We start from the raw sequence: 22,215 nt of genomic DNA, 5'->3' as shown, positions 1-22,215 counted from the left end.
ATATGAGCGAACAGGATGACATCCGCGCGATGGCGACGCGCTTTTTCGACGCGATCGAGGCAGGGGACATCGAAACGATGCAGAACAGCTTCACGCCCGACGCCGAAATCTGGCACAATACTGACGAGCTGATCGTCACTCCCGCACACACTGCGCAGACGCTGACCGGCATGGTGACGCGGATCAAGAACCGCGAATACGCCGATCGCCGCCTCACCACCTTTCCCGGCGGCTTCGTTCAGCAGCATGTGCTCAAGGGCGTCCGCGTCCACGACGACGGCCCGGTGCGCCTGCCCTGCGCGATCATCTGTAAGGTCGAAAATGGCAAGATCACGCGGCTCGACGAATATTTCGACAGCGCGCATGTCGCCGAATTCCGCAAATTTGCGAACGCCTGAGGAGTATTCCATGCCCGTCCTGCGTCAGGTTCCCCGATCCGAAGTCACCGACGAGACCGTCCTTGCCTATTACAACCGCCTTTTCGGCGACCGCGATCCGGTTGCCGAACCCGGCACCGCGACGGGCACGCCCGGCGACTGGTGGACCGTTTTTGCGCTGTCGCCCGACATCTTCGAACATGCCGTCAAGGGCTTCGCGGTCTATCGCAACCCTGCCCGCACGATCGATCCGGTGCTGCGCGAGCTGGGACAGACGCGCGCGGGCTGGGTCAAAGGCAGCCAGTTCGTATTTTCGCAGCATTGCAAGTCACTCCGCGGCCTCGGCGTCAGCGAGGAAAAGATTGCAGCCATTGCGCATTGGCCGGTCGCGGATTGCTATGACGATCAGGAACGCACCGTGCTGGCCTATGCCGATTGCCTGAGCCAGGCCGGCGGCCGCGTGCCACTCGAAGTGTTCGACAAGCTCAAGACCTTCTGGAACGACGAGCAGATTTTCGAATTCACCTACATCACCTGTCTTTACGATATGCACGCGGTCATCACCCGCGCGCTCCGCATGGAATATGACGCGCGCGAAGACCCCATCGTCGAGATCGCCGCGCCCGAAGGGTTCAGCGCCGCCGATTTCCTCAGCGCGCCGCGACCGCCGCAGGAATGAGCGGCTATGGCGCACCCGCGGTCGTCGCCACGGGCCTTCGCTTTCCCGAGGGGCCGGTGCCGATGGCCGACGGGTCGGTGCTGCTCGTCGAGATCGCGCGCGGGACCCTGACCCGCGTGGCACCCGACGGCGAACTGTCGGTCGTTGCCGAACTGGGGGGCGGGCCGAACGGACTAGCGATCGGCCCCGACGGCGCCGCCTATGTCTGCAACAATGGCGGGTTCGAATGGATCGAGGCAGGTTCCCTGCTGTTCCCCGGCCACGCCGCGAACCCCGAAGCGTGCGGGTCGATCCAGCGGGTCGACCTTGCCACGGGTATTGTCACGACGCTCTACGACAGCTTCGAGGGTGAGCGGTTCAAAGGTCCGAACGATCTTATTTTCGATGCACATGGCGGCTTCTGGTTCACCGACCATGGCCAGGTCCGCGAGTCTGGCCGCGACCATGGTGCGATCTTTTACGCAGCCGCCGATGGATCGGGTATCAGCCGCCAGCGCGCCGACATGATGGGGCCGAACGGCATCGGGCTCTCCCCCGACGGGCGGGCGCTCTATGTCAGCGAGACGATGACTGCGCGTCTGTGGGCGATGGACATCGTCGCGCCGGGCACCCTCGCCCCACCGCCGCCGTGGGCGCCGGGCCGCTTTGTCGGCACGCCGCCCGCCTTTCGCCTCCTCGACAGCCTCGCCGTCGAGGAAAGCGGACGTATCTGCGTCGGCACGATGGTCGAAGGCGGGGTCACCGTCTTTGACCCCGACGGCGGCGGGTCGGAGTTCGTGCCGCTGCCCGACGTCGGGATCACCAACATCGCCTTCGGCGGCGCCGACCGGCGCGATGCCTATATCACCGCATCGACGACGGGCACGCTTTACCGCGTTCGCTGGCCGCGACCGGGACTTATCTCGCCAATCGTCAACTAAATTGACGATTGGCGAGGGTGATGCTATAAGAGTCGTGAGAGGACAGGATGGAATTCTATAACAGCGTCGGCCCCAACCCGCGCGTCGTGAAGCTGTTCATGGCGGAAAAGGGTATCGAGCTTCCGGAGGTCATGATCGACCTGCGCGGCGGCGAGAACCGGCGCGCTCCCTATAATATCGACGTCAATCCGGCGGGGCAGACCCCGGCGCTTCAGCTTGACGACGGGTCGATGCTGAACGAAGTGACCGCCATCTGCGAATATCTGGAAGAGCGTTTTCCCGAGCCCGCGCTGATCGGCACGACCGCCGAGACGCGCGCGACCACTCGTATGTGGACGCGCCGGGTCGATCTCAAGATTTGCGAGCCGCTTACAAACGGCTTTCGCTTTGCCGAAGGTCTCGCGCTGTTTCAGCCGCGGACGCGCTGCCTGCCCGAAGCGGCGGCGGGACTCAAGGCGATTGCGCAGGACGGCATCCGCTGGCTCGATCCGCTGATCGCGGGGCGCGATTATATCGCAGGCGATACGATCAGCCTTGCCGACGTCATGCTCTTTGCCTTCCTCGATTTCGGCGCGTCGGTCGGCCAGCCGGTCGATCCTGCCTGCACACATGTTTTGCGCTGGTTCGAGCGGATGAAAAGCCGCCCCAGTGCCCAGATAAGCTGACAAGGAGACGGATGATGGCTGCCAACAAGGAATTTGAATTCTGCGGGGTCAACCACCTCGCCCTCGTGTGCAAGGATATGGCAAAGACGGTTGCCTTTTATCGCGACATCCTCGGTATGCCGCTGACCAAGACGATCGACCTGCCTGGCGGGCGCGGTCAGCATTTCTTTTTCGACATGGGCAACGGCGACAGCCTGGCCTTTTTCTGGTTTCCCGATGCGCCCGAAGCCGTGCCCGGCATTTCCGCCCCCGCCGCGCTGCCGACGAAGGGCAGTTTCGTCTCGGCGCACGGATCGATGAACCATATCGCAATCAATGTCCCCGCCGAACGCTTCGATGAATATTATCAGCGGCTCGTAGACAAAGGCGTCGAGGTCACCAAGATCCTCAATCACGACAATTCGCCAACACAGTCGTCGGACCAAATGAACGACGATGTCTTCGTGCGCTCGGTCTATTTCTTCGACCCCGACGGCGTATGCCTGGAATTTGCTGCCTGGACCAAGACGTTCGACGACCGCGACGTCGCGCACGATCCGATGCAGGCCGACGGCACGCGAGCCACGGGCATGATCACCGGCCGCACACCCGTGCCCGCCGAATAGCTTTTCGATCCACTGGATTTCCGCTTGCGGGAACTCCTCCTGAGCCCGGCCATTGGCCGGGTTCTTTTTATCCCAGCACCCAGCTGCGTCGCGGATAACCCTGCGCCCAGAGCAAAGCGGTCAGATCATGGTGGCAGATCACCGCCGCCGCTGCCTCGGCCGCCGCGGGATGCGGATGATAGCCGATACCGAGACCCGCCGCCGTAATCATCGGAATGTCGTTTGCGCCATCGCCCACCGCCAGTGTGTCGGCAAGCGGCAGGCCGTGCGCTGCGGCTTCGGCCTTGAGCGTGTCGAGCTTGGCCGCGCTGTCGACGATCGGTTCGAGCACCTTGCCCGTGAGCCTGCCGCCCGCGATCTCCAGTTCGTTCGCGACAACCTTGTCGAACCCGACGGCTTCGCCAACGGGCCCGGCAAAGGGCATGAAGCCGCCCGACACGAGCACCGAAAAAGCGCCATGCGCCTTCATCGTCTGCACGAGCGTCCGCGCGCCGCGCGTCAGCCGCACGCGCTCCATCCGGCATTCGGCAAGCACCGCTTCGTCCATCCCTGCGAGCAGGCCCACGCGCTCCTCCAGCGCTGCGCGAAAATCGAGCTCGCCGTTCATCGCCCGCTCGGTAATCGCCGCGATCTGCGGTTTCAGTCCTGCATAGTCGGCGAGTTCGTCGATGCATTCGACGGTGATCATCGTCGAGTCCATGTCGGCGATGATGAGTTTCTTGGTGCGATCGCCCAGCGGCTGAACGACGATGTCGAGCGCGCCGTGATCCATCAGCATCAATTCGCTGCGCGCACTGACCAGGCTGCCCTGAAAAACGATGTCAGCGGCGTCGCCGACATCCAGCCAGTGCGGCGCGCCGACGTCGTGCCCCGTTGCGTCGAGCCGGTCGATCGCTTCGCGAACCACCTCGTCGGTCAGCTTTCCGGCTGCAATCAATGTGGCGACGAACATGGCGGGTCCTTTCGGTCTTTCACAGCCTCGATAGCCAGCTTATCGCGGCCGCCGCGCCCAGCGGCAAGAGCGATCGGATGCCCGGCAAGTCGGCTTTGCCGACGCAGGCCGCAATCAAACCGTACTTCCTGCCCTGAAAGCAAAGCTTTACCGAATAGCGATGCTTTCGGGTTGCCGGGCCAATCCGATTGACCGATGACGCCTTTCACCCGCGTGACTGACGCTGGAGATGGGTCACCATCGGGAAGCGCGGGGACTTGCCGCCGCGCGTCTGGGCATCGATTCTGTCAGGAGGAATGCAATGCCCGAACCCGATAATCTGCTCGCCTTCGCCCTCATTGCCTTTGCCATGGTCGTGACGCCCGGGCCCAATATGGTCTATCTGATTTCGCGCGCCATCTGTCAGGGCCGCGCGGCGGGGATGATTTCGCTGGGCGGCGTCGCGCTCGGTTTCGTTTTCTACATGCTGTGCGCGGCCTTCGGTATCACCGCGCTCGTGATGGCGATCCCCTTTGCCTATGACGCGATACGCTTCGCGGGCGCGCTCTATCTGCTGTGGCTCGCGTGGCAGGCGGTGCGGCCGGGTGGCCGATCGCCGTTCGAGGTGAAACAGCTAAATGCGGACCCGCCGTCCAAGCTGTTCCTGATGGGGTTCCTCACCAACCTGCTGAACCCGAAAATCGCCGTGATGTATCTGTCGCTGCTGCCGCAATTCATCACCCCTACCAGCGGAAGCATCCTCGGGCAGGCGCTCGCTCTGGGGACGGTGCAGATCCTCATCAGCGCGCTGGTGAATATGGCGATCATCTTTTCCGCCGCGGGCTTCGCCAGATTTCTGGTCGACCGCCCGTCGTTCGCGCGGGTCCAGCGGTGGATCATGGGAACCGTGCTCGCCGGGCTGGCCGTGCGGATGGCGACCGAAGCGCGCCGTTAGGGCGCCGGGCCGAAGCGCCGTCTCGCCTGCACGCGCGGGGCCTGCTATCGCGCGAGCGGAATGGCTGTTTCATCGACCCCGCCCCCCACGCCCTTGCCGCTCGCGATCATCGCGGGGCCGACAGCCAGCGGCAAAAGCGCGCTGGCCGTCGGCCTGGCCAGGGCGCTGGGCGACGCGGTCGTGATCAACGCCGATGCCAGCCAGGTCTATACCGATCTGCGGATACTCTCGGCGCGGCCGACCGACACCGAAATGGCGGGCGTGTCGCATCGCCTGTTCGGTCACATCGACGGCGCGGAGGCCTGTAACGCCGCACGCTGGGCCGCCGAAGCGCGCGCCGAGATCGAGTCTGCCCATCGCGCAAACCGTGTGCCCGTTCTCGTCGGCGGCACCGGGCTTTATCTGCGCACGCTCCTTTTCGGCATTGCGCCGGTCCCTGAAATCGATCCCGCCGTCCGCCAGGCCGTGCGCACGCTTCCGGTCGGCGAAGCCCACGCGGCCCTCGCGGTCGCCGACCCGGCGGCGGCGGCGCGGCTGAACCCCGCCGACATCACCCGCGTCGCGCGCGCGCTCGAAGTTGTGCGTTCGACCGGGCGCACGCTGGCAAGCTGGCAGCAGGCGCGCGAAGGCGGCATCGCCGACCGTGTCGCCCTTGCCCCGCTGGTCCTGTTGCCACCGCGCGACTGGCTGCGGGCACGCTGCGATGCGCGGCTGGTGCAAATGTTCGATGGCGGCGCCATCGGCGAAGTCGAAGCGCTGCTCGCCCGCGGCCTCGATCCCGACCTTCCCGTCATGCGCGCGATCGGTGTCCCGCAGATCGCGGCCTTCCTCGATGGCACGGCGAGCCGCGACGAGGCGCTCGCGGCCGCGCAGGCGGCGACGCGCCAATATGCCAAACGCCAGTTCACCTGGTTCCGCCATCAGCCCCCGGCGAGCTGGTCACGCTCCACCGAGTCATTAAACAACGACAACATCGACGATTTAGTAATAAAATTACGTGATATGCTGTTGACAAGATAGAATCATGCAACTATTGCCCGCAGCCCTGTTGCAGCGCACAAGCGCTGCGTTTTTGTGTGGAAAGGTGTTTTGTCGTGACGGAAATGAGCGGTGCCGACATGGTGGTTCAGGCGCTGGTCGACCTTGGCGTCGACACAGTGTTCGGCTATCCGGGCGGCGCGGTGCTTCCGATCTATGACGCGCTCTACAAGCACCCGACGATCAAGCATATCCTCGTCCGCCACGAACAGGCCGCGACCCACGCAGCGGAGGGCTATGCGCGCTCGACCGGTAAGCCCGGCGTCGTGCTCGTCACCTCGGGCCCCGGCGCGACGAACGCCGTCACTGGCATCACCGACGCTTTGCTCGACTCCATTCCGATGGTTGTGCTTACTGGGCAGGTTCCCACCACGCTGATCGGCACCGACGCCTTTCAGGAATGCGACACGGTCGGCATCACGCGTCACTGCACCAAGCATAATTATCTCGTCATGGACCCTGACCGTTTGGGGCCGATCATGCACGAGGCGTTTCACATCGCAACGCACGGCCGCCCCGGCCCGGTGGTGATCGACATTCCGAAGAATGTGCAGGTCGCGACCGGCACCTATAGCGTGCCCGAATTCATCCAGCACAACAGCTATCGCCCACAGGTCGAACCCGACGCCGATGCCATCGCGCAGGCGATCGACATGATCGCCGCGGCCGAGCGCCCGATCTTCTATACCGGCGGCGGCGTCATCAATGCGGGCCCCGACGCAAGCGCTGCCTTGCGCCAGCTCGTGTCGCTGACCGGCGCGCCGATCACCTCGACCTTGATGGGGCTCGGCGCTTTTCCCGCCGACGATCCCAAATGGCTCGGTATGCTCGGGATGCACGGAACCTATGAAGCCAATATGGCGATGAACCGCGCCGACCTGATCATCGCGGTCGGCGCGCGCTTCGACGATCGCGTGACCGGCCGTCTCGATGCTTTCTCGCCCGGTTCCAAAAAGATACATATCGACATCGACCGCAGCTCGATCAACAAGATCGTCCCCGTCGATCTCGCGATCGTCGGCGACGCGGGCCGCGCACTCGACGCCCTGATCGCCGCGTGGGCCGACAAGGGCCATAAGGCGCGGGACCTGGGCGAATGGTGGCGCCGCGTCGACGGCTGGCGCGCGACGCGCTGCCTCGACTTCCCCGAAAAGAAGGAACCGGACGCCGACATCATGCCGCAGCGCGCGGTGAAGGCATTGTTCGACGCGACGCGCGGGCACGACCCGATCATCACGACCGAAGTCGGTCAGCATCAGATGTGGGCCGCGCAGCATTTCGGCTTTTCGGCGCCCAACCGCTGGCTGACCAGCGGCGGGCTCGGCACGATGGGTTACGGCTTTCCCGCCGCGGTGGGCGCGCAGATCGCCAACCCGAACCGCCTCGTTATTTGCATCGCGGGCGAAGCCTCGCTGCAGATGAACATTCAGGAAATGGGTACGGTCAGCCAATACCGCCTGCCGGTAAAGATCTTCATCCTCAACAATGAATGGATGGGGATGGTCCGCCAGTGGCAGGAACTGACCTATGAAAGCCGCTATTCGAACAGCTATTCGGACAGCCTGCCCGATTTTGTGAAACTCGCCGACGCCTATGGCTGGACAGGGCTGCGCATTGACACGCTGGGTGAACTCGAAGCGGGCATCCAGACGATGATCGACACGCCAGGTCCGGTGATCGTCGACTGCCGCGTCGCACAGCTTGCCAATTGCTTCCCGATGATCCCGTCGGGCGCCGCGCACACCGACATGATCCTTCAGCCGAACGACATTGTCGGCACAATGGACGACGAAGCGAAAGCGCTGGTGTAATCCCATGAAAATCAAAACCGAAGCCGGCGAGCGTCATGTGCTCGCAGTCACGGTCGATAACGAGTCCGGTATTCTCGCAAAGATCACCGGCATGTTCTCAGCCCGCGGCTATAATATCGAGAGCCTGACCGTCGCCGACATCAGCGCCGATCATGCGCTGTCGCGCATCACCATCGTCACGAGCGGCCCGCCAGCGGTGATCGACCAGATCATCGCGCAGCTCGAACGGCTAGTGCCCGTGCACAGCGTCACCGACCTCATGGATCAAGGCGCGCATGTCGAGCGCGAGATCGCGCTGGTAAAGGTCGCGGGCACTGGTGACAAAAGGATCGAGGCGCTGCGCATGGCCGACGTGTTCCGCGCCAAGGTCGTCGATACCACGCTGACGAGCTTCATCTTCGAAATCACCGGGACGAGCGACAAGGTCGACCGCTTCATCGCCTTGATGCGCGAATGCGGGTTGGTCGAGGTCGGCCGCACCGGCGTCGTCGCCATCGCCCGCGGGCCGGAGGCGCTCTGAGTTTATAGAACCAAGGTCCAACTATCGTCACCCCGGACTTGATCCGGGGTCCCGCTTTTCACCGTCGTCTAGCGGGACCCCGGATCAAGTCCGGGGTGACGGAAGAAAATAGGGAAGAATGACATGCAGGTTTATTACGATCGCGACGCCGACCAGGATCTGATCAAGGGCAAGAAGGTCGCCGTCGTCGGCTATGGCAGCCAGGGCCACGCCCACGCGCAGAATATGCGCGACAGCGGCGTGAAAGAGGTCGCGATCGCGCTCCGCCCCGGTTCGGCCACCGCCAAAAAGGCCGAAGCCGCAGGTTTCAGGGTCATGACGAACAAGGAAGCCGCCGAATGGGCCGACGTCATCATGATCGCCGCCCCCGACGAGCATCAGGCGAAAATCTATGCTGACGACATCGGCCCGAACATGAAGCCCGGCGCCGCGCTCGCCTTTGCCCACGGCCTCAACATCCACTTCGGCCTGATCGAAGCCCGCCCCGACATCGACGTCTTCATGGTCGCGCCCAAGGGCCCCGGCCACACGGTGCGCAGCGAATATCAGAAGGGCGGCGGCGTCCCCTGCCTGATCGCGGTCGCACAGGAAGCCCAAGGTGCGGCGGCCTCGGGCAACGGCTATGCCAAGGCGCTCGCCCTCAGTTACGCCTCGGCGGTCGGCGGCGGCCGCAGCGGCATCATCGAGACGACCTTCAAGGAAGAGTGCGAAACCGACCTCTTCGGCGAACAGGCGGTGCTGTGCGGCGGCATCACCCATCTGATCCAGGCGGGTTTTGAGACCTTGGTCGAGGCGGGCTACGCCCCCGAAATGGCCTATTTTGAATGCCTCCACGAAACCAAGCTGATCGTCGACCTCCTCTATGAAGGCGGCATCGCCAACATGCGCTATTCGATTTCGAACACCGCCGAATATGGCGACATCAAGACGGGTCCGCGCATCATCACCGAGGAAACCAAGAAGGAAATGAAGCGTGTCCTCCAGGACATCCAGTCGGGCCGCTTCGTCAAGGATTTCGTGCTCGACAACCAGGCCGGCCAGCCTGAATTGAAGGCCAGTCGCAAGGCGGCCGCCGCGCACCCGATCGAAAAGGTCGGCGGCGAACTGCGCGCGATGATGCCGTGGATCGCCAAGAACCAGCTGGTGGACAAGTCGAAGAATTAAACTGCCAACACACCTCGTCATTGCGAGGAGCGCAGCGACGAAGCAATCTCCAGCCATCAGCCTCGTGCAATTTCGCGGGCTGGAGATTGCTTCGCTTCGCTCGCAATGACAAAATGAGATAGGCATGCCGAACTCTCCCTTCGACACCCACCGCAAGGATTTGGCCGCGCTCGCGGCCCAAAGCCGCCGCCGCACTCTCGCGCCGCGCACCGGGCGCGATTTTGCGTCGAACGACTATCTCGGTCTCGCCAATTCCGACGTCCTGCGCAGCGCGCTCGCCGCAGGCCTCGAACGCGGCCTTCCTGCCGGATCGGGCGGATCACGCCTGCTCCGTGGCAATCACGCCGAGCATGAGGCGCTCGAAACACACGCCGCGCGCCATTATGGCAGCGAGGCCGCCTTGTTTTTCTCCACCGGCTTCGCCGCCAACGCCGCGCTGTTCGCGACATTGCCCCAGCGCGGCGACCTCGTCGTCCACGACGAGCTGATCCACGCCAGCGCGCACGACGGAATGAAGCTCGGCCGCGCCGGGCATGTCGCCGCGACCCACAACGACGTGCAGACGTTCGAGGACATCATCGTCCGCTGGCGCGCGGGCGGCGGTGCCGGAACGCCGTGGATCGCCGTCGAAAGCCTCTACAGCATGGACGGCGACCGCGCCCCGCTCGCCCAGCTCGCCGATGTCGCCGACCGTCACGACGCCATACTCGTCGTCGACGAAGCGCACGCAACCGGCGTTTTCGGACCCGGCGGCGCCGGCCTCGCACACGCCCTGCCGCGCCGCGACAACCTCGTCACCCTCCACACCTGCGGCAAGGCCTTGGGGGTCGAAGGCGCCCTTCTCTGCGCCCCCGCGGTCGCCACCGATTTCCTTGTCAACCGCGGCCGCCCCTTCATTTTTTCGACCGCGCCGTCGCCGCTGATCGCGTGGCTCGTCCGTCAGGCGATCGAGATCGTCGCGAACGAACCCGAGCGCCAGGCACGCCTCCACGCGCTCGTCCGCCATGCCGCCGAACGGCTTGTCCCGCTCGGCATTCCCGCCAGCGGAACCCAGATCCTGCCTGTGATCATCGGCGACAACGACCGCACGATGCGTGTTGCGGGAAGCTTGCGCGAAGCCGGCTTCGACATCCGCGGTATCCGTCCGCCGACCGTCGCCCAAGGCACGGCGCGCCTCCGCATCGCGATTACGCTCAATGTCGACGAAGCCGACATCGACGACATGGCCGACACCCTTGCCGAAGCCATGGCCGCAGCATGACACGTTTCGTGGTTACGGGCACCGACACCGGGATCGGGAAGACCGTCTTTTCCGCCGCTTTGGCAGGCGCGACGCGGACGCCCTATTGGAAACCTGTCCAGTCGGGTCTTGAAGACGAAACCGACAGCGAAGCCGTCGCGCGCCTCGCCGATGTGCCGGTGCTGCCGGAAGCGTACCGCCTCGTCACCCCCGCCTCGCCACATCGCGCGGCCGAAATTGACGGCATCACCATCGACATCGAAAGGCTGACCCCGCCTTCAGGCGAATTGATCGTCGAGGGCGCGGGCGGCGCGCTGGTTCCGGTCACCCGAACGACCCTTTACGCCGACCTGTTCGCCACGTGGCAGATACCCGTCATCGTCTGCGCTCGCACCGCGCTCGGCACGATCAACCATAGCCTGCTGACTATCGAAGCGCTCAGGAGCCGCAAAGTCCCCATCCACGGCCTCGCCTTCCTGGGCGACGCGGTAGAGGACAGCGAAGCGATCATCTGCGACATCGGCGGGGTACGCCGGTTGGGGCGGCTGCCTGTCATCGACCCGCTGACGCCCGAAACGCTCGCCGCCGCGTTCAGCGCGAACTTCGATCCGGCAGATTTCATCTAATCCAAAGCCGTTCGCCCTGAGCTTGTCAAAGGGCCGTCCTCATTTTGAAGGATGGAAAAAACGGTGCTTCGACAAGCTCAGCACAAACGGAAATCGAGATGGCAGCCCATTCCCCCATCTGGCACCCCTTCACCCAGCATGGCCTGGGCGATCCGATCCCGCTGATCGCCCGCAGCGACGGTGCGCGCCTTTATGACGCCAGTGGCAACAGCTGGATCGATGCCATTTCCAGCTGGTGGGTCACCACCCACGGCCACGCGCACCCGCGCATCATGGCCGCGATCCGCGAACAGGCTGAAAAGCTCGACCAGATCATTTTCGCGGGCTGGACGCACGAACCCGCCGAGACACTCGCCGCCGAACTGATCCGCATCACTCCCGATCAGCTCACCCGCGTCTTCTTCTCGGACTCCGGTTCGACCAGCGTCGAGGTCGCCTTGAAGATGGCGCTCGGCTACTGGTTCAACATCGGCGAGGCGCGAAGCCGCATCCTCGTTCTCGAACATGGCTATCACGGCGATACCATCGGAACGATGTCGGTGGGCGAACGCGGTGTCTATAACCGCGCTTGGCAACCCCTGCTCTTCGACGTCGGCTCGATCCCCTTCCCGCACAAAGGTATGGAACAGAGCACGCTCGACGCATTGGAGGCCGCCTGCGCTGCCAGGCCTGCCGCCTTCATCGTCGAACCGCTGATCCTCGGGGCGGGCGGGATGCTGATCTATCCGGCGTGGGTGCTCGCCGAAATGCGCGCGATTTGCGCACACTACGGCGTCCTGTTCATCGCCGACGAGGTCATGACCGGCTGGGGCCGCACCGGCACGCGCTTCGCGTGCGACCAGGCGGGAGTGATCCCCGACATCCTCTGCCTGTCGAAGGGGCTTACGGGCGGTTCGCTCCCGCTCGCCGTGACGCTGTGCATCGAGCCGGTTTTCACCGCGCATCTTTCCACCGATCGCAGCAAGACCTTTTATCATTCGTCGAGCTATACCGCGAACCCGATCGCCTGTGCCGCGGCGAACGCGAATCTCGCCATCTGGCGCGACGAGCCGGTGCAGCAGCGCATCGACACGCTGGCAGAAGCACAGGCCGCTCATCTCGCACTCCTTTCGCACCATCCGCGCGTCGGCGACCCCCGTCGCCTCGGCACGATCGCCGCGGTCGACGTGGTGGTGCCCGATTCAGGCTATCTTTCTAGTCTCGCCCCCCGGCTCGCTGCCGTTTGTCGCGATCAGGGCGTCCTCCTTCGTCCGCTCGGCAACACTATCTATGTGATGCCGCCCTATTGCACCGACGCGCAGGAACTGGCGCAGATATGGGATGCGATCGCGGCATCGCTCGATAGCGTCTGACGCGCGCCCCGCTCAGCCTAGGTTCAGCGTGGTCCCGCTATCGGCCGCAAGACAAATGGCGCCGATGGCGGATTGCGCTGGACCATCGGGCGTATCCGCTGATACGGAGCGTCCGGAGCTTTTCGAATAGGGTAAAGATGACCAAATTTTCGACCATGACCGGGCTGATCGCGCTGGCGGCCGCCGGCATTACTCCGGTGCTCGCGCAGACCGTCGCCGACACCGAAGTTCCGACTACCAGCCTCACAATTCCGGGCAATGTGCAGCTTTACGGCGACAGCCGGTCCAATGTCTATCGCCCCTCGGCCACCGTCAACGGCGAGATCATCACCGCCACCGACATCGAACAACGGATGGCGCTGATCCGCATCGCCAACAATGATGTCAAACTGCCTCCGGAAGAGGAACAGCGGCTGCGCAATCAGGTGTTCAGCAACCTGATCGACGAAAAATTGCAAATCCAGGCGGCGCGCGCCGCCGACATCACCATCGATGAAAATGTCGTGGATGCGCAGTTCGCCCGCCTCGCCACGCGCTTCAAACAGACGCCCGAACAGTTCGCCACCTATCTGGCGTCCAAGGGGTCGTCGGCGGCTGCGGTGAAGCAGCAGATTCGCGGCGAATTTGCCTGGGACCGGTTGCTGTCGCGCAACATTCAATCGACGACCAATGTTTCGACGGAAGAGGTCGATCTTATCGTCAAGCAGATGGAAGCCTCAAAAGGTCAGGACGAATTTCATCTCGGTGAAATCTATCTGTCCGCAACCCCCGACAATATTGCCGCCGTTACCCAAAATGCCCAGAAAATCATCCAGGCGTTACAGGCAGGCGGCAGCTTTGCTGCCTATGCACGCCAGTTTTCGGAAGCCTCGACCGCGGTTGTCGGCGGCGACCTCGGCTGGGTGAAGGCGGCGCAGCTTCCCGCGTCGATGGGCGAAGCCGCCACGCAGATGCAGCCCGGCCAGCTCGTCGGGCCGATCGAAGTACCCGGCGGCGTTTCGATCATGTTGCTGATCGACCGGAGACAGGTATTGACCGCCGATCCGCGCGACGCCGTTCTCAGTCTGAAGCAGATTTCGCTCGATTTCCCGGCCGGAACGACTGAGGCACGGGCGTCCGAACTCGCCGCAAAGTTTGCCGAGGCGACACGCACGATCGCCGGTTGCGGCGCTGCCGACACGGTGGCGCAGCAATTGGGGGCCAGCGTGGTCTCGCGCGACAATATCGCGATGCGCGTACTGCCTGCTCCGCTTCAATCGACGCTGGTCAATCTGCAGATCGGCCAGACGACGCAGCCGTTCGGCGCCGCGAACGAGGGCGTCAGCGTTCTGGTTCTCTGCGGCCGCGACATGCCGGAGACGGCGACCGCGCCGAATGTCGAGCAGATCGAGGCGAAATTGCTGGAAGACAAGGTCAACAAGCGCGCCCAGCGCTACTTGCGCGACCTGCGCCGCGACGCGGTGATCGAATATAGCTGATGCCGATGAGCGACCTTCGGCGCCCGATCGCGGTCACCATGGGCGACCCGGCGGGCGTCGGCCCCGAAGTTACCGCGCGAGCCTGGGCCGCGCGCCGCGACCATGATTTGCCGCCTTTCGTCGCCATCGGCGACATCGCCGCGATCGAGGCGGTCTGGGACGGCCCGGTCGCCCGGGTCGGCGACATGGAAGAGGTGGGCCGCACCTTTGCCGGGGCGCTGCCCGTCTGGCATCTGGAAGACAGCGGCCCGCTGACCCCCGGATCGCCGACTGCGGCAGGTGCGACGTGCGCGCTGCATGCGCTCGAAACGGGCATTGGGCTGACGCGCAACCAGGCGAGCGCGGCGCTCGTCACCGGATCCGTTTCGAAACACGCGCTGCACGGCATCGGCTATACGCATCCCGGGCAGACCGAATTCATTGCCGAGCGCTGCGGCGTCACCGCGACCAACGCGGTGATGATGCTCGCGGGACCGTCGCTGCGCGTCGTTCCGCTGACGGCCCATATTCCGCTCGCCGAGGTTCCCGAGCGACTGACGAGCGACCTTATCATTGCCAAGGCCCGGATCGTCGCGCGCGGGCTGCGCCGCGATTTCGGGATCGAGGCGCCACGGATCGCGCTCGCCGGGCTGAACCCCCATGCCGGGGAAAGCGGCCAGCTGGGCGACGAGGAAATCCGCATCATGCAGCCCGCGGTCGCGCAGCTCGCGGACGAGGGTCTCGTCATCGACGGCCCCGCCGCCGCCGATGCCCTGTTCGCGCCGGGCATCCGCGACCGCTATGACGCCGTGCTCTGCTGTTATCACGATCAGGCGCTGGCGCCGTTCAAGGCGCTGCATTTTCATGACGGCGTCAATCTGACACTGGGGCTGCCGATCATCCGCACCTCACCCGACCATGGCACGGCGTTCAATATCGCGGGCACCGGCCGCGCCGATCCCGGCCCGACCATCGCCGCGATAGCCATGGCCGCGCGCATGGCGGCGGCGCGCGAACGTAGCTGCGCCCCGGCGAAGTGACCCTGCAACCGAAGACGCCGCTGCCGCCGCTGCGCGAAACGGTGCGCGCTCACGGCCTGTCGGCGAGCAAGGCGCTGGGGCAGAATTTCCTGTTCGACGAGCAATTGCTCGACCGCATCGCCGCGATCCCCGGCGATCTTAACGGGGCGACGGTGTTTGAAGTGGGCCCTGGTCCGGGCGGCCTGACGCGCGCGCTGCTCCGCGCGGGCGCAAAGGTCATCGCGGTCGAGCGCGACGATCGCTGCCTGCCCCTGCTTGCCGAGCTGGCGGAGGCGTTTCCGGCGCAGCTGACGGTCATCGCCGACGATGCGATGGCAGTCGATGTAGATGCCGTAACCGGCGGCGAGCCTTATCATATCGTCGCCAACCTGCCCTATAATGTCGGGACCGCGCTATTTACGCGCTGGCTGGAGCCGATGGAGTGGCCGCCGCGCTGGCTGTCGCTGACGCTGATGTTCCAGCTCGAGGTCGCCGAACGCATCGTCGCGCCGGTGGGCACCAACGCCTATGGCCGGCTCGCCGTGCTCGCGCAGTGGCGTGCCAATACGAAGATCGCAATGAAGGTACATCGCTCGGCCTTCACTCCGCCGCCCAAGGTCATGTCGGCGATCGTCCATGTGACGCCCGCCGAACAGCCCAAAGGCATTGACCCGCGCCTCCTGTCGCGCCTCACCGAAAAGGGCTTTGGCCAGCGGCGCAAGATGCTGCGGCAGAGCCTGAAAGGCGTCGATGGCGCGGTTGCGGCCGCGGAAATGCTGGGAATCGACCCGACGCGCCGCGCCGAAACGGTGAGCGTCGGCGAGTGGATGGCGTTGGCCCGCGCGCTGGGTCGCTGAGTCGCCCGGGAGGTGGTCGGCCGCCGCGAAGTCAGAGGCAAAAAGTTGCGGAAACATCCCAAAGGTCAGGAAAGATCAGCCTTGCGCGGGCGCCATCGCGCACGAGGCGCGAAATCTGCTCAAAGGTCAGTAAAAGTCAGCCTTTCGCGATTTGTCGACCTCCGGCGGCGGCAATCGCTTTTGTCCACATTGAAAGAGCGGGGTGAACGCTGGCACAGTCGGATCATGTAGGACAGCGTTTTTTTGCGGTGAACGTCGGCTTTGGGGTGGAAAGCGGATATAGTCCTCGTCGTTGGCTGGCGATCATGATGCCATTGAACAGTATACGAGCGAACGCCTAGTCTTCAATTCGACGTTCTCGGCCACACCGCATAAGGTTGCTGCCAGCTAAAATTGCTGACCTCGACCAATCCCTTTCTAACGCGGAAAACCGCTGCCGCTCCTTCGAGCGGAGAGCCCTCGGCTTCATCGCGATATTTGCACCACCAGTTAACTGTATAGTTCAGCGACCCGACGCCGCGTATCACTGCGCCTACATCGCAATCCTTCGTTTTCTCTATGACTGCATGGGCGGTGGTTTCTAACTGTCCAGGCGTGTGCCGAGCGCGAAACTCGGCATCGTATCGCAGCTCAACATGAACGTTCTTTTCAAGATGGTCCGAGTTGCCAGCGACCAATGCTGCGAGAAAAGTGCGCATCACCGCCTCGTCGTCGCGGTGCGCCGAAACTGGAGCAGCCGCGGCCACTACGGCCACTAGAATTGAACCAATCATCGGTCAGGCACTCCAAATTTACCTTGAGTCGAGCTTGGCAGGTTGTTGGGAAGCCGACAATCGGTCGCTATCCGCCCTTCCGAATACACCTGGGCCGAGCAACCTTCGCAGGTGCGCTGATCAATTCTGGCCGCTGGCGGGCTTTACCGTGGCGACCACCGGCTTCGGCACCAGCGCTTCGGCGGCAACGACGCGCTTCGACGCGCTCGAAGCGATCGTTTTTTCCAGTGCTACAACCTGCGGGCATTTACCCTGACAGACCCGCGCAGCCTCAGCGAGCTTTTCGCGCGCCAGTTCGAGCGCGCCCTTGTCGGCAAGCGCTTCGCCCTCGCCCGTCAGCGCGACAATGTCGTTGGGCTCCAGAATCTGCGCTTCGCGATATAGGCCGATCGCCTTGCCGGGCAGACCCTGCGCGCGTGCGACCTGCGCCAGCGCGATGATCGCCGACCGGTTGCGCGGGTCGGCCGCGAGCGCCGATTCATAATAGTCGATCGCAAGGTTCAGGTCGCCTGCTTCCTGCGCCTGCTGCCCCTCCGCCTGTAGCGCGATCGAGCGCGGGAGGATGTCGTTGTCGGCGCGTTGGGCATCGGAGGCGGTCGGCAGGCTGGCCAGGACAAGACCGGCGCCAAGGGCCAGTAAACTGATGCGCATCGCATTCTCCCATCGCTTGATTGAGGGGGATGCTAACATGGCGATGTCAGCCGTGCGAGAAAAAATCCGTCGCAGCCGTCGTGCGCCGGGGTCAGCAGAAAACCCGCACCCGCGGCGCGTCCGATACCCGCGGGAAGATAGCCGACGTCCGCCGTCCATCCGGCGTTCCGGTTCAGAAATTCATCCACCTGTGCCCGCCCCTCGCGCGCGATAATCGAACAGACGGCATAAAGGAGTTTGCCGCCGGGCGCCACAAGATCGGCGCCGATGTCGATCAGCTTCGCCTGGTCGGCAAGATGGCTTTCGAGCCGAGCGGGAGTGAGCCGCCAGCGAAGTTCGGGGCTGCGGCGCCAGGTGCCGCTGCCCGAACACGGCGCGTCGACGAAGACGCGATCCGCCCTCCCCTGCCAGTCGGCAAGCATCGCGACTTCCTGACCCGGATTGAGCAACCGCGTTTCGATCCGCGTCGCGCCCGCGCGTTCGGCGCGCGGCGGGAGTTGCTGAAGCCGCGCGCGGTTTGTGTCGCACGCCAGGATGTCCGCATCGTTCGCGGTCAGCGAGGCGATGGCGAGCGTCTTGCCGCCGCCGCCCGCGCAAAGATCGACGATCGCCTGGCCGCGCGCGGCGTCCAGCGCCGCCGACGCATATTGGCTTGCGGCGTCCTGCACCTCGAACGCGCCTTCGGTATAGGCCGGGTGCTGAACCGCCGCGGTTTCGGGCGGCAGGCGCCATCCGTCGGACGTCCCGGGGATGGGCGCGGCTTCGGGAAACAGCGTGGCAAGATTATCGACTGCAGCCTTGATCCGGTTGGCGCGCAGATCGAGCGGCGCGCGCGCCAGCAAGGCGTCATACTCCCCTTCACCGACGAGCGGGTCGAAGAGGTCCATCAGCGCCCCGGCGGCAACGCCCGTCTGCGCGCGCGGCTCGTCGGCGGCGATCGGCGCCGGGCCATAGGCCGAACCGTCGAACAGCGCGGCAAGATCGGGCTGCGCATCGGCAAGCGCGAGCATCGCCGCGCGGCCCGATTCGGGCGCCGAGCGCACGGCGCGGATGGCGTCGTAGGCGAGCGCGCGGATCGCGCGGCGGTCCTTTGACCCCGCATAGCGGCGCGCGCGCATCGCGTCGGCGATGATTGCGTCCGCAGGCGCCCCGCCCTCGCGCGCGGCCGCGGCGATGGCGTCGAGGATTTCGATCGCGGTCTGGATGCGCGCGGCGGGGGTCATTAAAGTCTTCCTAGTGCGTCATTGCGAGCGAAGCGAAGCAATCTCCAGCTAACGACCTGGATGGGCGCTCGCTGGGGATTGCTTCGTCGCTTCGCTCCTCGCAATGACGGAACACCTCAACCCGCCGGATAATTCGGCGCCTCCCGCGTGATCGCGACGTCATGGACATGGCTTTCGCGCAGCCCTGCATTGGTGATGCGCACGAATTTCGCGCGCTCGCGCAGATCTTTCAGCGTCCGGCTGCCGGTGTAGCCCATCGCCGCCTTCACCCCGCCGACAAGCTGGTGGATCACATCCTTGGCGGGGCCTTTGAACGGCACCTGGCCCTCGATCCCTTCGGGAACCAGCTTCATCTGATCCTTGATGTCCTGCTGGAAATAGCGGTCGGCCGAGCCGCGCGCCATCGCGCCGACGCTGCCCATGCCGCGATAGCTTTTATAGGTGCGCCCCTGGAACAGGAAGGTTTCGCCCGGCGCCTCGGCCGTGCCCGCGAGCAGCGAGCCGACCATCACGCTTGATGCGCCCGCGGCCAAAGCCTTGGCAATGTCGCCCGAGGTGCGCAGGCCGCCGTCGGCGATCACCGGCACGCCCAGCTTCGCCGCCGCCTCGACGCTGTCGAGGATCGCGGTCAGCTGCGGCACGCCAACGCCTGCGACAACGCGCGTGGTGCAGATCGAGCCGGGGCCGATGCCAACTTTCACCCCGTCCGCGCCGCAATCGATCAGCGCCCTGGTCGCTTCGCCCGTCGCGACATTGCCCGCAAGCACCTGCACCCGGTTCGACAATTTCTTGATGCGTTCGACCGTCTGGCCGACACCCCTGCTGTGCCCGTGCGCGGTGTCGACGACGATCAGGTCGCATTCGGCCTCGAGCAGCGCCTCGGCACGCACGACCCCAGTATCGCCCGTGTTCGTGGCGGCGGCAACGCGCAGGCGCCCGCTGGCATCCTTCGTCGCGTCGGGGAAATTTACCGCCTTTTCCATGTCCTTGACGGTAATCAGGCCGATACAGTGATAATCGTCGTCGACGACGAGCAGCTTTTCGATGCGCCGCTGGTGCAGCAGCTTGCGCGCCTCGTCCTGCCCGACACCGGGGCGCACCGTCGCAAGGTTTTCGGCGGTCATCAGTTCGCGCACCGGCTGCCCCGGATTGTCGGCGAAGCGGACGTCGCGATGCGTCAGGATGCCGACGAGCTTGCCGCCCGTCTCGACAACCGGAATGCCCGAAATCCGGTGCTGGTCCATCAGCGCGGTGGCGTAGGACAGCGGCGCGTCGGGCGTGATGGTGATCGGGTTGACGATCATCCCGCTTTCGAAGCGCTTGACCTGCCGCACCGCGGCCGCCTGTTCCTCGACCGTCAGATTGCGGTGAAGGACGCCGATGCCGCCGATCTGCGCCATCAGGATCGCCATGTCGGCTTCGGTCACCGTGTCCATCGCCGACGACAGGATCGGGATGTTGAGGCTGATCTCGCTGGTCAGCTGGGTCGACAGATTGGCATCCGACGGCAGAATGTCCGACGCGCCGGGCACCAGCAGCACATCGTCGAAGGTCAGGCCGGTGATGATTTCCATGGGTCGCCACTTTCTGCTGCGGGCGGTGCTCAAACCCCGCGCAATCGGGGGCGGCACGCGCGAATCAATTGGTGGCGGCCCATGTAACCAGTCGCGCCCGCGCGCGCCAGTGGGCGGCGACCGATTATTTCGCGGCGCCGCTCCGGTTATCCGACGACTGACTTGCGGGCTTAAAGAGGGACCAGTAGGCGCGTTCTGTGAGCCCTGAACCGCCCTCCGCGTTCGCGCCCTTTCGCTACCCTGCCTTTCGGGCGATCTGGATCGCCAACCTCGCATCGAACATGGGCTCGATGGTTCAGTCGGTCGCCGCGGCGTGGCTGATGACCGATCTCACCGGCTCGCACCTTCTGATCGCGCTGGTGCAGGCGGGAACGACGATCCCTGTCATGCTGCTGGGTATTTTTGCCGGCGCGATTGCCGACAATTTCGACCGGCGGCGGGTGATGCTCGCGGCGCAAACGGCGATGCTGATCGCCTCGGCCGCCTTGACGCTGGCCACTTATCTCAACGCCATCACACCGCTCACGCTCCTGTTCTTTACGCTCGCGGTCGGGTGCGGCACCGCGCTCAACGGTCCGGCATGGCAGGCATCGGTGCGACTACAGGTCGGGCCAAAGGATCTGCCGCAGGCGATCGCGCTCAATACGATTGCCTTCAACCTCGCGCGCAGCGTCGGGCCGGCGCTCGGCGGCCTCCTGATCTCGATCGTCGGCACTGCCGCCGCTTTTGGGCTCAATGCGCTGAGCTATGTCGCGCTGATCGTCGTCCTGCTCCGCTGGCATCCCGAAACCGTGCCACCGCGCCGCACGCCCATGCTGTCGGCGATCGCCGCAGGCCTGCGCTTCTGCATGCATTCGAACCCGGTGCGCCGCGTGCTGGTCCGCGGGTTCGCCTTCGGTTTCGGCGCGGCGGGGTTTCAGGCGCTGCTCCCCTCGCTCGTCCGCGATCGACTTGCCGGGACCGAAATCATCTATGGTCTTTGCCTCGCCGCCTTCGGCGCCGGATCGATCTTTGCCGCGCTGTGGATTGGGCGAGCGCGCCGCCGCTGGGGAAGCGACGCCGTGATCACCGCTGCGTCGCTGATTTTTGCCGCCGCGATGCTGCCCGTTGCGCTGATGACCAACCTTGCAGCACTGTTGCCGGCCGCCTTCGTCGCGGGCGCTGCCTGGGTATCGACGCTGACCACGCTGAACGTCGCGATGCAATTGCGCTCGCCCGAGGAGATCCTTGGCCGCTGCCTGTCCATCTATCAGGCGGTAACCTTTGGTGCGATGGCGCTTGGCGCCTATGCCATGGGATCGGTGGCCGATCTCACGTCGCTCCCTGCCGCGATCCTCGCGTCGGCAGGCTGGCTGCTGCTCTCGGCGCTGGTTTTGCGCTTTATCGCACCAATGCCGCGCCGCGACGAAGGCCGCGTGCTGCCCTGACGGATCGGCGCACTTCTTTGATCCGCCGCCCCCATGCCTTCGCGGCAGGGAGGATCATTGACGCAAATCCCCGTTGCACCCGCCCTGCATTCCGCTATGGGCGGCGCGTGCGGGGCTTGCCCCGCGCATGATCGCGCCGGTGCCCGAAAGGGCTTAAAATGGGAACGCGGTAACGGGGTTCTTGCCGAACCCCCGAAGCCGAGGCTGTCCCTGCAACTGTAAGCGGCGAGCGAGATGCACCGATCCGAAGCTTTCGGATCAGCCACTGGGGCAACCTGGGAAGGCGTGCATCAAGCCGTGACCCGCGAGCCAGGAGACCTGCCGGCGTGGGTCGCTCAATGCCATGGTCCA

The 22,215-nt window shown here is 64.8% G+C and carries 22 protein-coding genes and 2 riboswitches; of the genes, 17 read left to right on the top strand and 5 right to left on the bottom strand.

Going from position 1 to position 22,215, the window contains the following annotated elements; genetic code table 11:
• Positions 1 to 2: 2 nt before the first annotated feature.
• The 5 genes from VSX77_RS13995 to VSX77_RS13975 are packed head-to-tail and all read left to right on the top strand — an operon-like array spanning position 3 to position 3,246.
• On the top strand, positions 3 to 398 hold the full coding sequence (locus VSX77_RS13995) for a nuclear transport factor 2 family protein (RefSeq protein WP_338425216.1): 396 nt from the start codon (positions 3 to 5) through the stop codon (positions 396 to 398).
• Positions 399 to 408: 10 nt separating this feature from the next.
• Complete coding sequence (locus tag VSX77_RS13990) at positions 409 to 1,056, top strand: carboxymuconolactone decarboxylase family protein (RefSeq protein WP_338425215.1); 648 nt, start codon at positions 409 to 411, stop codon at positions 1,054 to 1,056.
• Positions 1,053 to 1,976 carry an SMP-30/gluconolactonase/LRE family protein gene (locus tag VSX77_RS13985; RefSeq protein ID WP_338425214.1) on the top strand — a complete coding sequence of 308 codons (924 nt, stop codon included), beginning with the start codon at positions 1,053 to 1,055 and terminating at the stop codon, positions 1,974 to 1,976. The genes VSX77_RS13990 and VSX77_RS13985 overlap by 4 nt, the downstream gene beginning before the upstream one ends.
• 47 nt (positions 1,977 to 2,023) lie before the next feature.
• Positions 2,024 to 2,641: a glutathione S-transferase family protein gene (locus VSX77_RS13980; protein ID WP_338425213.1), complete on the top strand. Its 618-nt coding sequence runs from the start codon at positions 2,024 to 2,026 to the stop codon at positions 2,639 to 2,641.
• Between the two features lie 14 nt (positions 2,642 to 2,655).
• On the top strand, positions 2,656 to 3,246 hold the full coding sequence (locus VSX77_RS13975) for a VOC family protein (RefSeq protein WP_338425212.1): 591 nt from the start codon (positions 2,656 to 2,658) through the stop codon (positions 3,244 to 3,246).
• 67 nt (positions 3,247 to 3,313) lie between these two features.
• Here the strand turns inward: VSX77_RS13975 and serB are convergent, their stop codons facing one another.
• Complete coding sequence (gene serB / locus VSX77_RS13970; RefSeq protein ID WP_338425211.1) at positions 3,314 to 4,198, bottom strand: phosphoserine phosphatase SerB; 885 nt, start codon at positions 4,196 to 4,198, stop codon at positions 3,314 to 3,316.
• Between the two features lie 203 nt (positions 4,199 to 4,401).
• Positions 4,402 to 4,482, top strand: a riboswitch (ZMP/ZTP riboswitch).
• A gap of 17 nt (positions 4,483 to 4,499) precedes the next feature.
• Between serB and VSX77_RS13965 the strand changes: the two genes are divergently transcribed.
• From VSX77_RS13965 to rsmA, 11 genes are all read left to right on the top strand, one after another.
• Entirely contained in the window at positions 4,500 to 5,132 is a 633-nt protein-coding gene (locus VSX77_RS13965; protein ID WP_338425210.1) for a LysE family translocator, read from the top strand.
• A gap of 60 nt (positions 5,133 to 5,192) precedes the next feature.
• A complete protein-coding gene (miaA, locus tag VSX77_RS13960; protein WP_338425209.1) occupies positions 5,193 to 6,152 on the top strand; it encodes a tRNA (adenosine(37)-N6)-dimethylallyltransferase MiaA in 960 nt (319 codons plus the stop codon).
• Positions 6,153 to 6,226: 74 nt separating this feature from the next.
• Positions 6,227 to 7,981 (top strand): biosynthetic-type acetolactate synthase large subunit, encoded by a 1,755-nt coding sequence (ilvB, locus tag VSX77_RS13955; RefSeq protein ID WP_338425208.1) that lies wholly within the window; start codon positions 6,227 to 6,229, stop codon positions 7,979 to 7,981.
• A gap of 4 nt (positions 7,982 to 7,985) precedes the next feature.
• Positions 7,986 to 8,501 (top strand): acetolactate synthase small subunit, encoded by a 516-nt coding sequence (gene ilvN / locus VSX77_RS13950; RefSeq protein ID WP_338425207.1) that lies wholly within the window; start codon positions 7,986 to 7,988, stop codon positions 8,499 to 8,501.
• A 123-nt stretch (positions 8,502 to 8,624) separates the two neighbouring features.
• On the top strand, positions 8,625 to 9,665 hold the full coding sequence (gene ilvC / locus VSX77_RS13945; RefSeq protein WP_338425206.1) for a ketol-acid reductoisomerase: 1,041 nt from the start codon (positions 8,625 to 8,627) through the stop codon (positions 9,663 to 9,665).
• Between the two features lie 124 nt (positions 9,666 to 9,789).
• Complete coding sequence (locus VSX77_RS13940) at positions 9,790 to 10,926, top strand: 8-amino-7-oxononanoate synthase (RefSeq protein WP_338425205.1); 1,137 nt, start codon at positions 9,790 to 9,792, stop codon at positions 10,924 to 10,926.
• Positions 10,923 to 11,531, top strand: a complete 609-nt coding sequence (bioD, locus tag VSX77_RS13935; protein ID WP_338425204.1) for a dethiobiotin synthase — start codon at positions 10,923 to 10,925, stop codon at positions 11,529 to 11,531. Before VSX77_RS13940 ends, bioD begins: the two co-directional genes overlap by 4 nt.
• A gap of 92 nt (positions 11,532 to 11,623) precedes the next feature.
• Positions 11,624 to 12,883: an adenosylmethionine--8-amino-7-oxononanoate transaminase gene (locus VSX77_RS13930; RefSeq protein ID WP_422397318.1), complete on the top strand. Its 1,260-nt coding sequence runs from the start codon at positions 11,624 to 11,626 to the stop codon at positions 12,881 to 12,883.
• Positions 12,884 to 13,020: 137 nt separating this feature from the next.
• Complete coding sequence (locus VSX77_RS13925) at positions 13,021 to 14,361, top strand: peptidylprolyl isomerase (protein ID WP_338425202.1); 1,341 nt, start codon at positions 13,021 to 13,023, stop codon at positions 14,359 to 14,361.
• Positions 14,361 to 15,380 carry a 4-hydroxythreonine-4-phosphate dehydrogenase PdxA gene (gene pdxA / locus VSX77_RS13920; RefSeq protein WP_422397232.1) on the top strand — a complete coding sequence of 340 codons (1,020 nt, stop codon included), beginning with the start codon at positions 14,361 to 14,363 and terminating at the stop codon, positions 15,378 to 15,380. Before VSX77_RS13925 ends, pdxA begins: the two co-directional genes overlap by 1 nt.
• Positions 15,377 to 16,216, top strand: coding sequence for a 16S rRNA (adenine(1518)-N(6)/adenine(1519)-N(6))-dimethyltransferase RsmA (rsmA, locus tag VSX77_RS13915; protein ID WP_338425200.1), 840 nt, complete (start codon positions 15,377 to 15,379; stop codon positions 16,214 to 16,216). The genes pdxA and rsmA overlap by 4 nt, the downstream gene beginning before the upstream one ends.
• Before the next feature lie 344 nt (positions 16,217 to 16,560).
• Here rsmA and VSX77_RS13910 read toward each other — a convergent pair whose 3' ends face one another.
• From VSX77_RS13910 to guaB, 4 genes are all read right to left on the bottom strand, one after another.
• Complete coding sequence (locus tag VSX77_RS13910; RefSeq protein WP_338425199.1) at positions 16,561 to 16,989, bottom strand: hypothetical protein; 429 nt, start codon at positions 16,987 to 16,989, stop codon at positions 16,561 to 16,563.
• A gap of 120 nt (positions 16,990 to 17,109) precedes the next feature.
• Complete coding sequence (locus tag VSX77_RS13905; RefSeq protein ID WP_338425198.1) at positions 17,110 to 17,640, bottom strand: hypothetical protein; 531 nt, start codon at positions 17,638 to 17,640, stop codon at positions 17,110 to 17,112.
• A 32-nt stretch (positions 17,641 to 17,672) separates the two neighbouring features.
• Positions 17,673 to 18,863, bottom strand: coding sequence for an RsmB/NOP family class I SAM-dependent RNA methyltransferase (locus VSX77_RS13900; RefSeq protein ID WP_338425197.1), 1,191 nt, complete (start codon positions 18,861 to 18,863; stop codon positions 17,673 to 17,675).
• Positions 18,864 to 18,979: 116 nt separating this feature from the next.
• Positions 18,980 to 20,437: an IMP dehydrogenase gene (gene guaB, locus VSX77_RS13895; RefSeq protein ID WP_338425196.1), complete on the bottom strand. Its 1,458-nt coding sequence runs from the start codon at positions 20,435 to 20,437 to the stop codon at positions 18,980 to 18,982.
• Positions 20,438 to 20,634: 197 nt separating this feature from the next.
• Between guaB and VSX77_RS13890 the strand changes: the two genes are divergently transcribed.
• The gene (locus VSX77_RS13890; RefSeq protein WP_338425195.1) at positions 20,635 to 21,864 is read left to right on the top strand and encodes an MFS transporter; all 1,230 of its coding nucleotides are present in this window, start codon (positions 20,635 to 20,637) and stop codon (positions 21,862 to 21,864) included.
• Positions 21,865 to 21,984: 120 nt separating this feature from the next.
• Positions 21,985 to 22,204: riboswitch (cobalamin riboswitch) on the top strand.
• Positions 22,205 to 22,215: the final 11 nt, after the last annotated feature.

It is taken from the genome of Sphingopyxis sp. TUF1, assembly GCF_036687315.1.
GTDB lineage: Bacteria > Pseudomonadota > Alphaproteobacteria > Sphingomonadales > Sphingomonadaceae > Sphingopyxis > Sphingopyxis kveilinensis.
This window is presented reverse-complemented; position numbering and strand designations above follow the sequence as displayed.

Excerpts from the sequence above, each read along its gene's own strand:
- pdxA (WP_422397232.1), top strand. The coding sequence starts at position 14,361 with ATGCCGATGAGCGACCTTCGGCGCCCGATCGCGGTCACCATGGGCGAC.
- VSX77_RS13900 (WP_338425197.1), bottom strand. The coding sequence starts at position 18,863 with ATGACCCCCGCCGCGCGCATCCAGACCGCGATCGAAATCCTCGACGCC.
- VSX77_RS13925 (WP_338425202.1), top strand. The coding sequence starts at position 13,021 with ATGACCAAATTTTCGACCATGACCGGGCTGATCGCGCTGGCGGCCGCC.
- guaB (WP_338425196.1), bottom strand. The coding sequence starts at position 20,437 with ATGGAAATCATCACCGGCCTGACCTTCGACGATGTGCTGCTGGTGCCC.
- VSX77_RS13910 (WP_338425199.1), bottom strand. The coding sequence starts at position 16,989 with ATGATTGGTTCAATTCTAGTGGCCGTAGTGGCCGCGGCTGCTCCAGTT.
- VSX77_RS13990 (WP_338425215.1), top strand. The coding sequence starts at position 409 with ATGCCCGTCCTGCGTCAGGTTCCCCGATCCGAAGTCACCGACGAGACC.
- bioD (WP_338425204.1), top strand. The coding sequence starts at position 10,923 with ATGACACGTTTCGTGGTTACGGGCACCGACACCGGGATCGGGAAGACC.
- VSX77_RS13940 (WP_338425205.1), top strand. The coding sequence starts at position 9,790 with ATGCCGAACTCTCCCTTCGACACCCACCGCAAGGATTTGGCCGCGCTC.
- VSX77_RS13985 (WP_338425214.1), top strand. The coding sequence starts at position 1,053 with ATGAGCGGCTATGGCGCACCCGCGGTCGTCGCCACGGGCCTTCGCTTT.
- VSX77_RS13995 (WP_338425216.1), top strand. The coding sequence starts at position 3 with ATGAGCGAACAGGATGACATCCGCGCGATGGCGACGCGCTTTTTCGAC.
- VSX77_RS13980 (WP_338425213.1), top strand. The coding sequence starts at position 2,024 with ATGGAATTCTATAACAGCGTCGGCCCCAACCCGCGCGTCGTGAAGCTG.
- VSX77_RS13905 (WP_338425198.1), bottom strand. The coding sequence starts at position 17,640 with ATGCGCATCAGTTTACTGGCCCTTGGCGCCGGTCTTGTCCTGGCCAGC.
- ilvN (WP_338425207.1), top strand. The coding sequence starts at position 7,986 with ATGAAAATCAAAACCGAAGCCGGCGAGCGTCATGTGCTCGCAGTCACG.
- VSX77_RS13975 (WP_338425212.1), top strand. The coding sequence starts at position 2,656 with ATGGCTGCCAACAAGGAATTTGAATTCTGCGGGGTCAACCACCTCGCC.
- serB (WP_338425211.1), bottom strand. The coding sequence starts at position 4,198 with ATGTTCGTCGCCACATTGATTGCAGCCGGAAAGCTGACCGACGAGGTG.
- miaA (WP_338425209.1), top strand. The coding sequence starts at position 5,193 with ATGGCTGTTTCATCGACCCCGCCCCCCACGCCCTTGCCGCTCGCGATC.
- ilvC (WP_338425206.1), top strand. The coding sequence starts at position 8,625 with ATGCAGGTTTATTACGATCGCGACGCCGACCAGGATCTGATCAAGGGC.
- VSX77_RS13965 (WP_338425210.1), top strand. The coding sequence starts at position 4,500 with ATGCCCGAACCCGATAATCTGCTCGCCTTCGCCCTCATTGCCTTTGCC.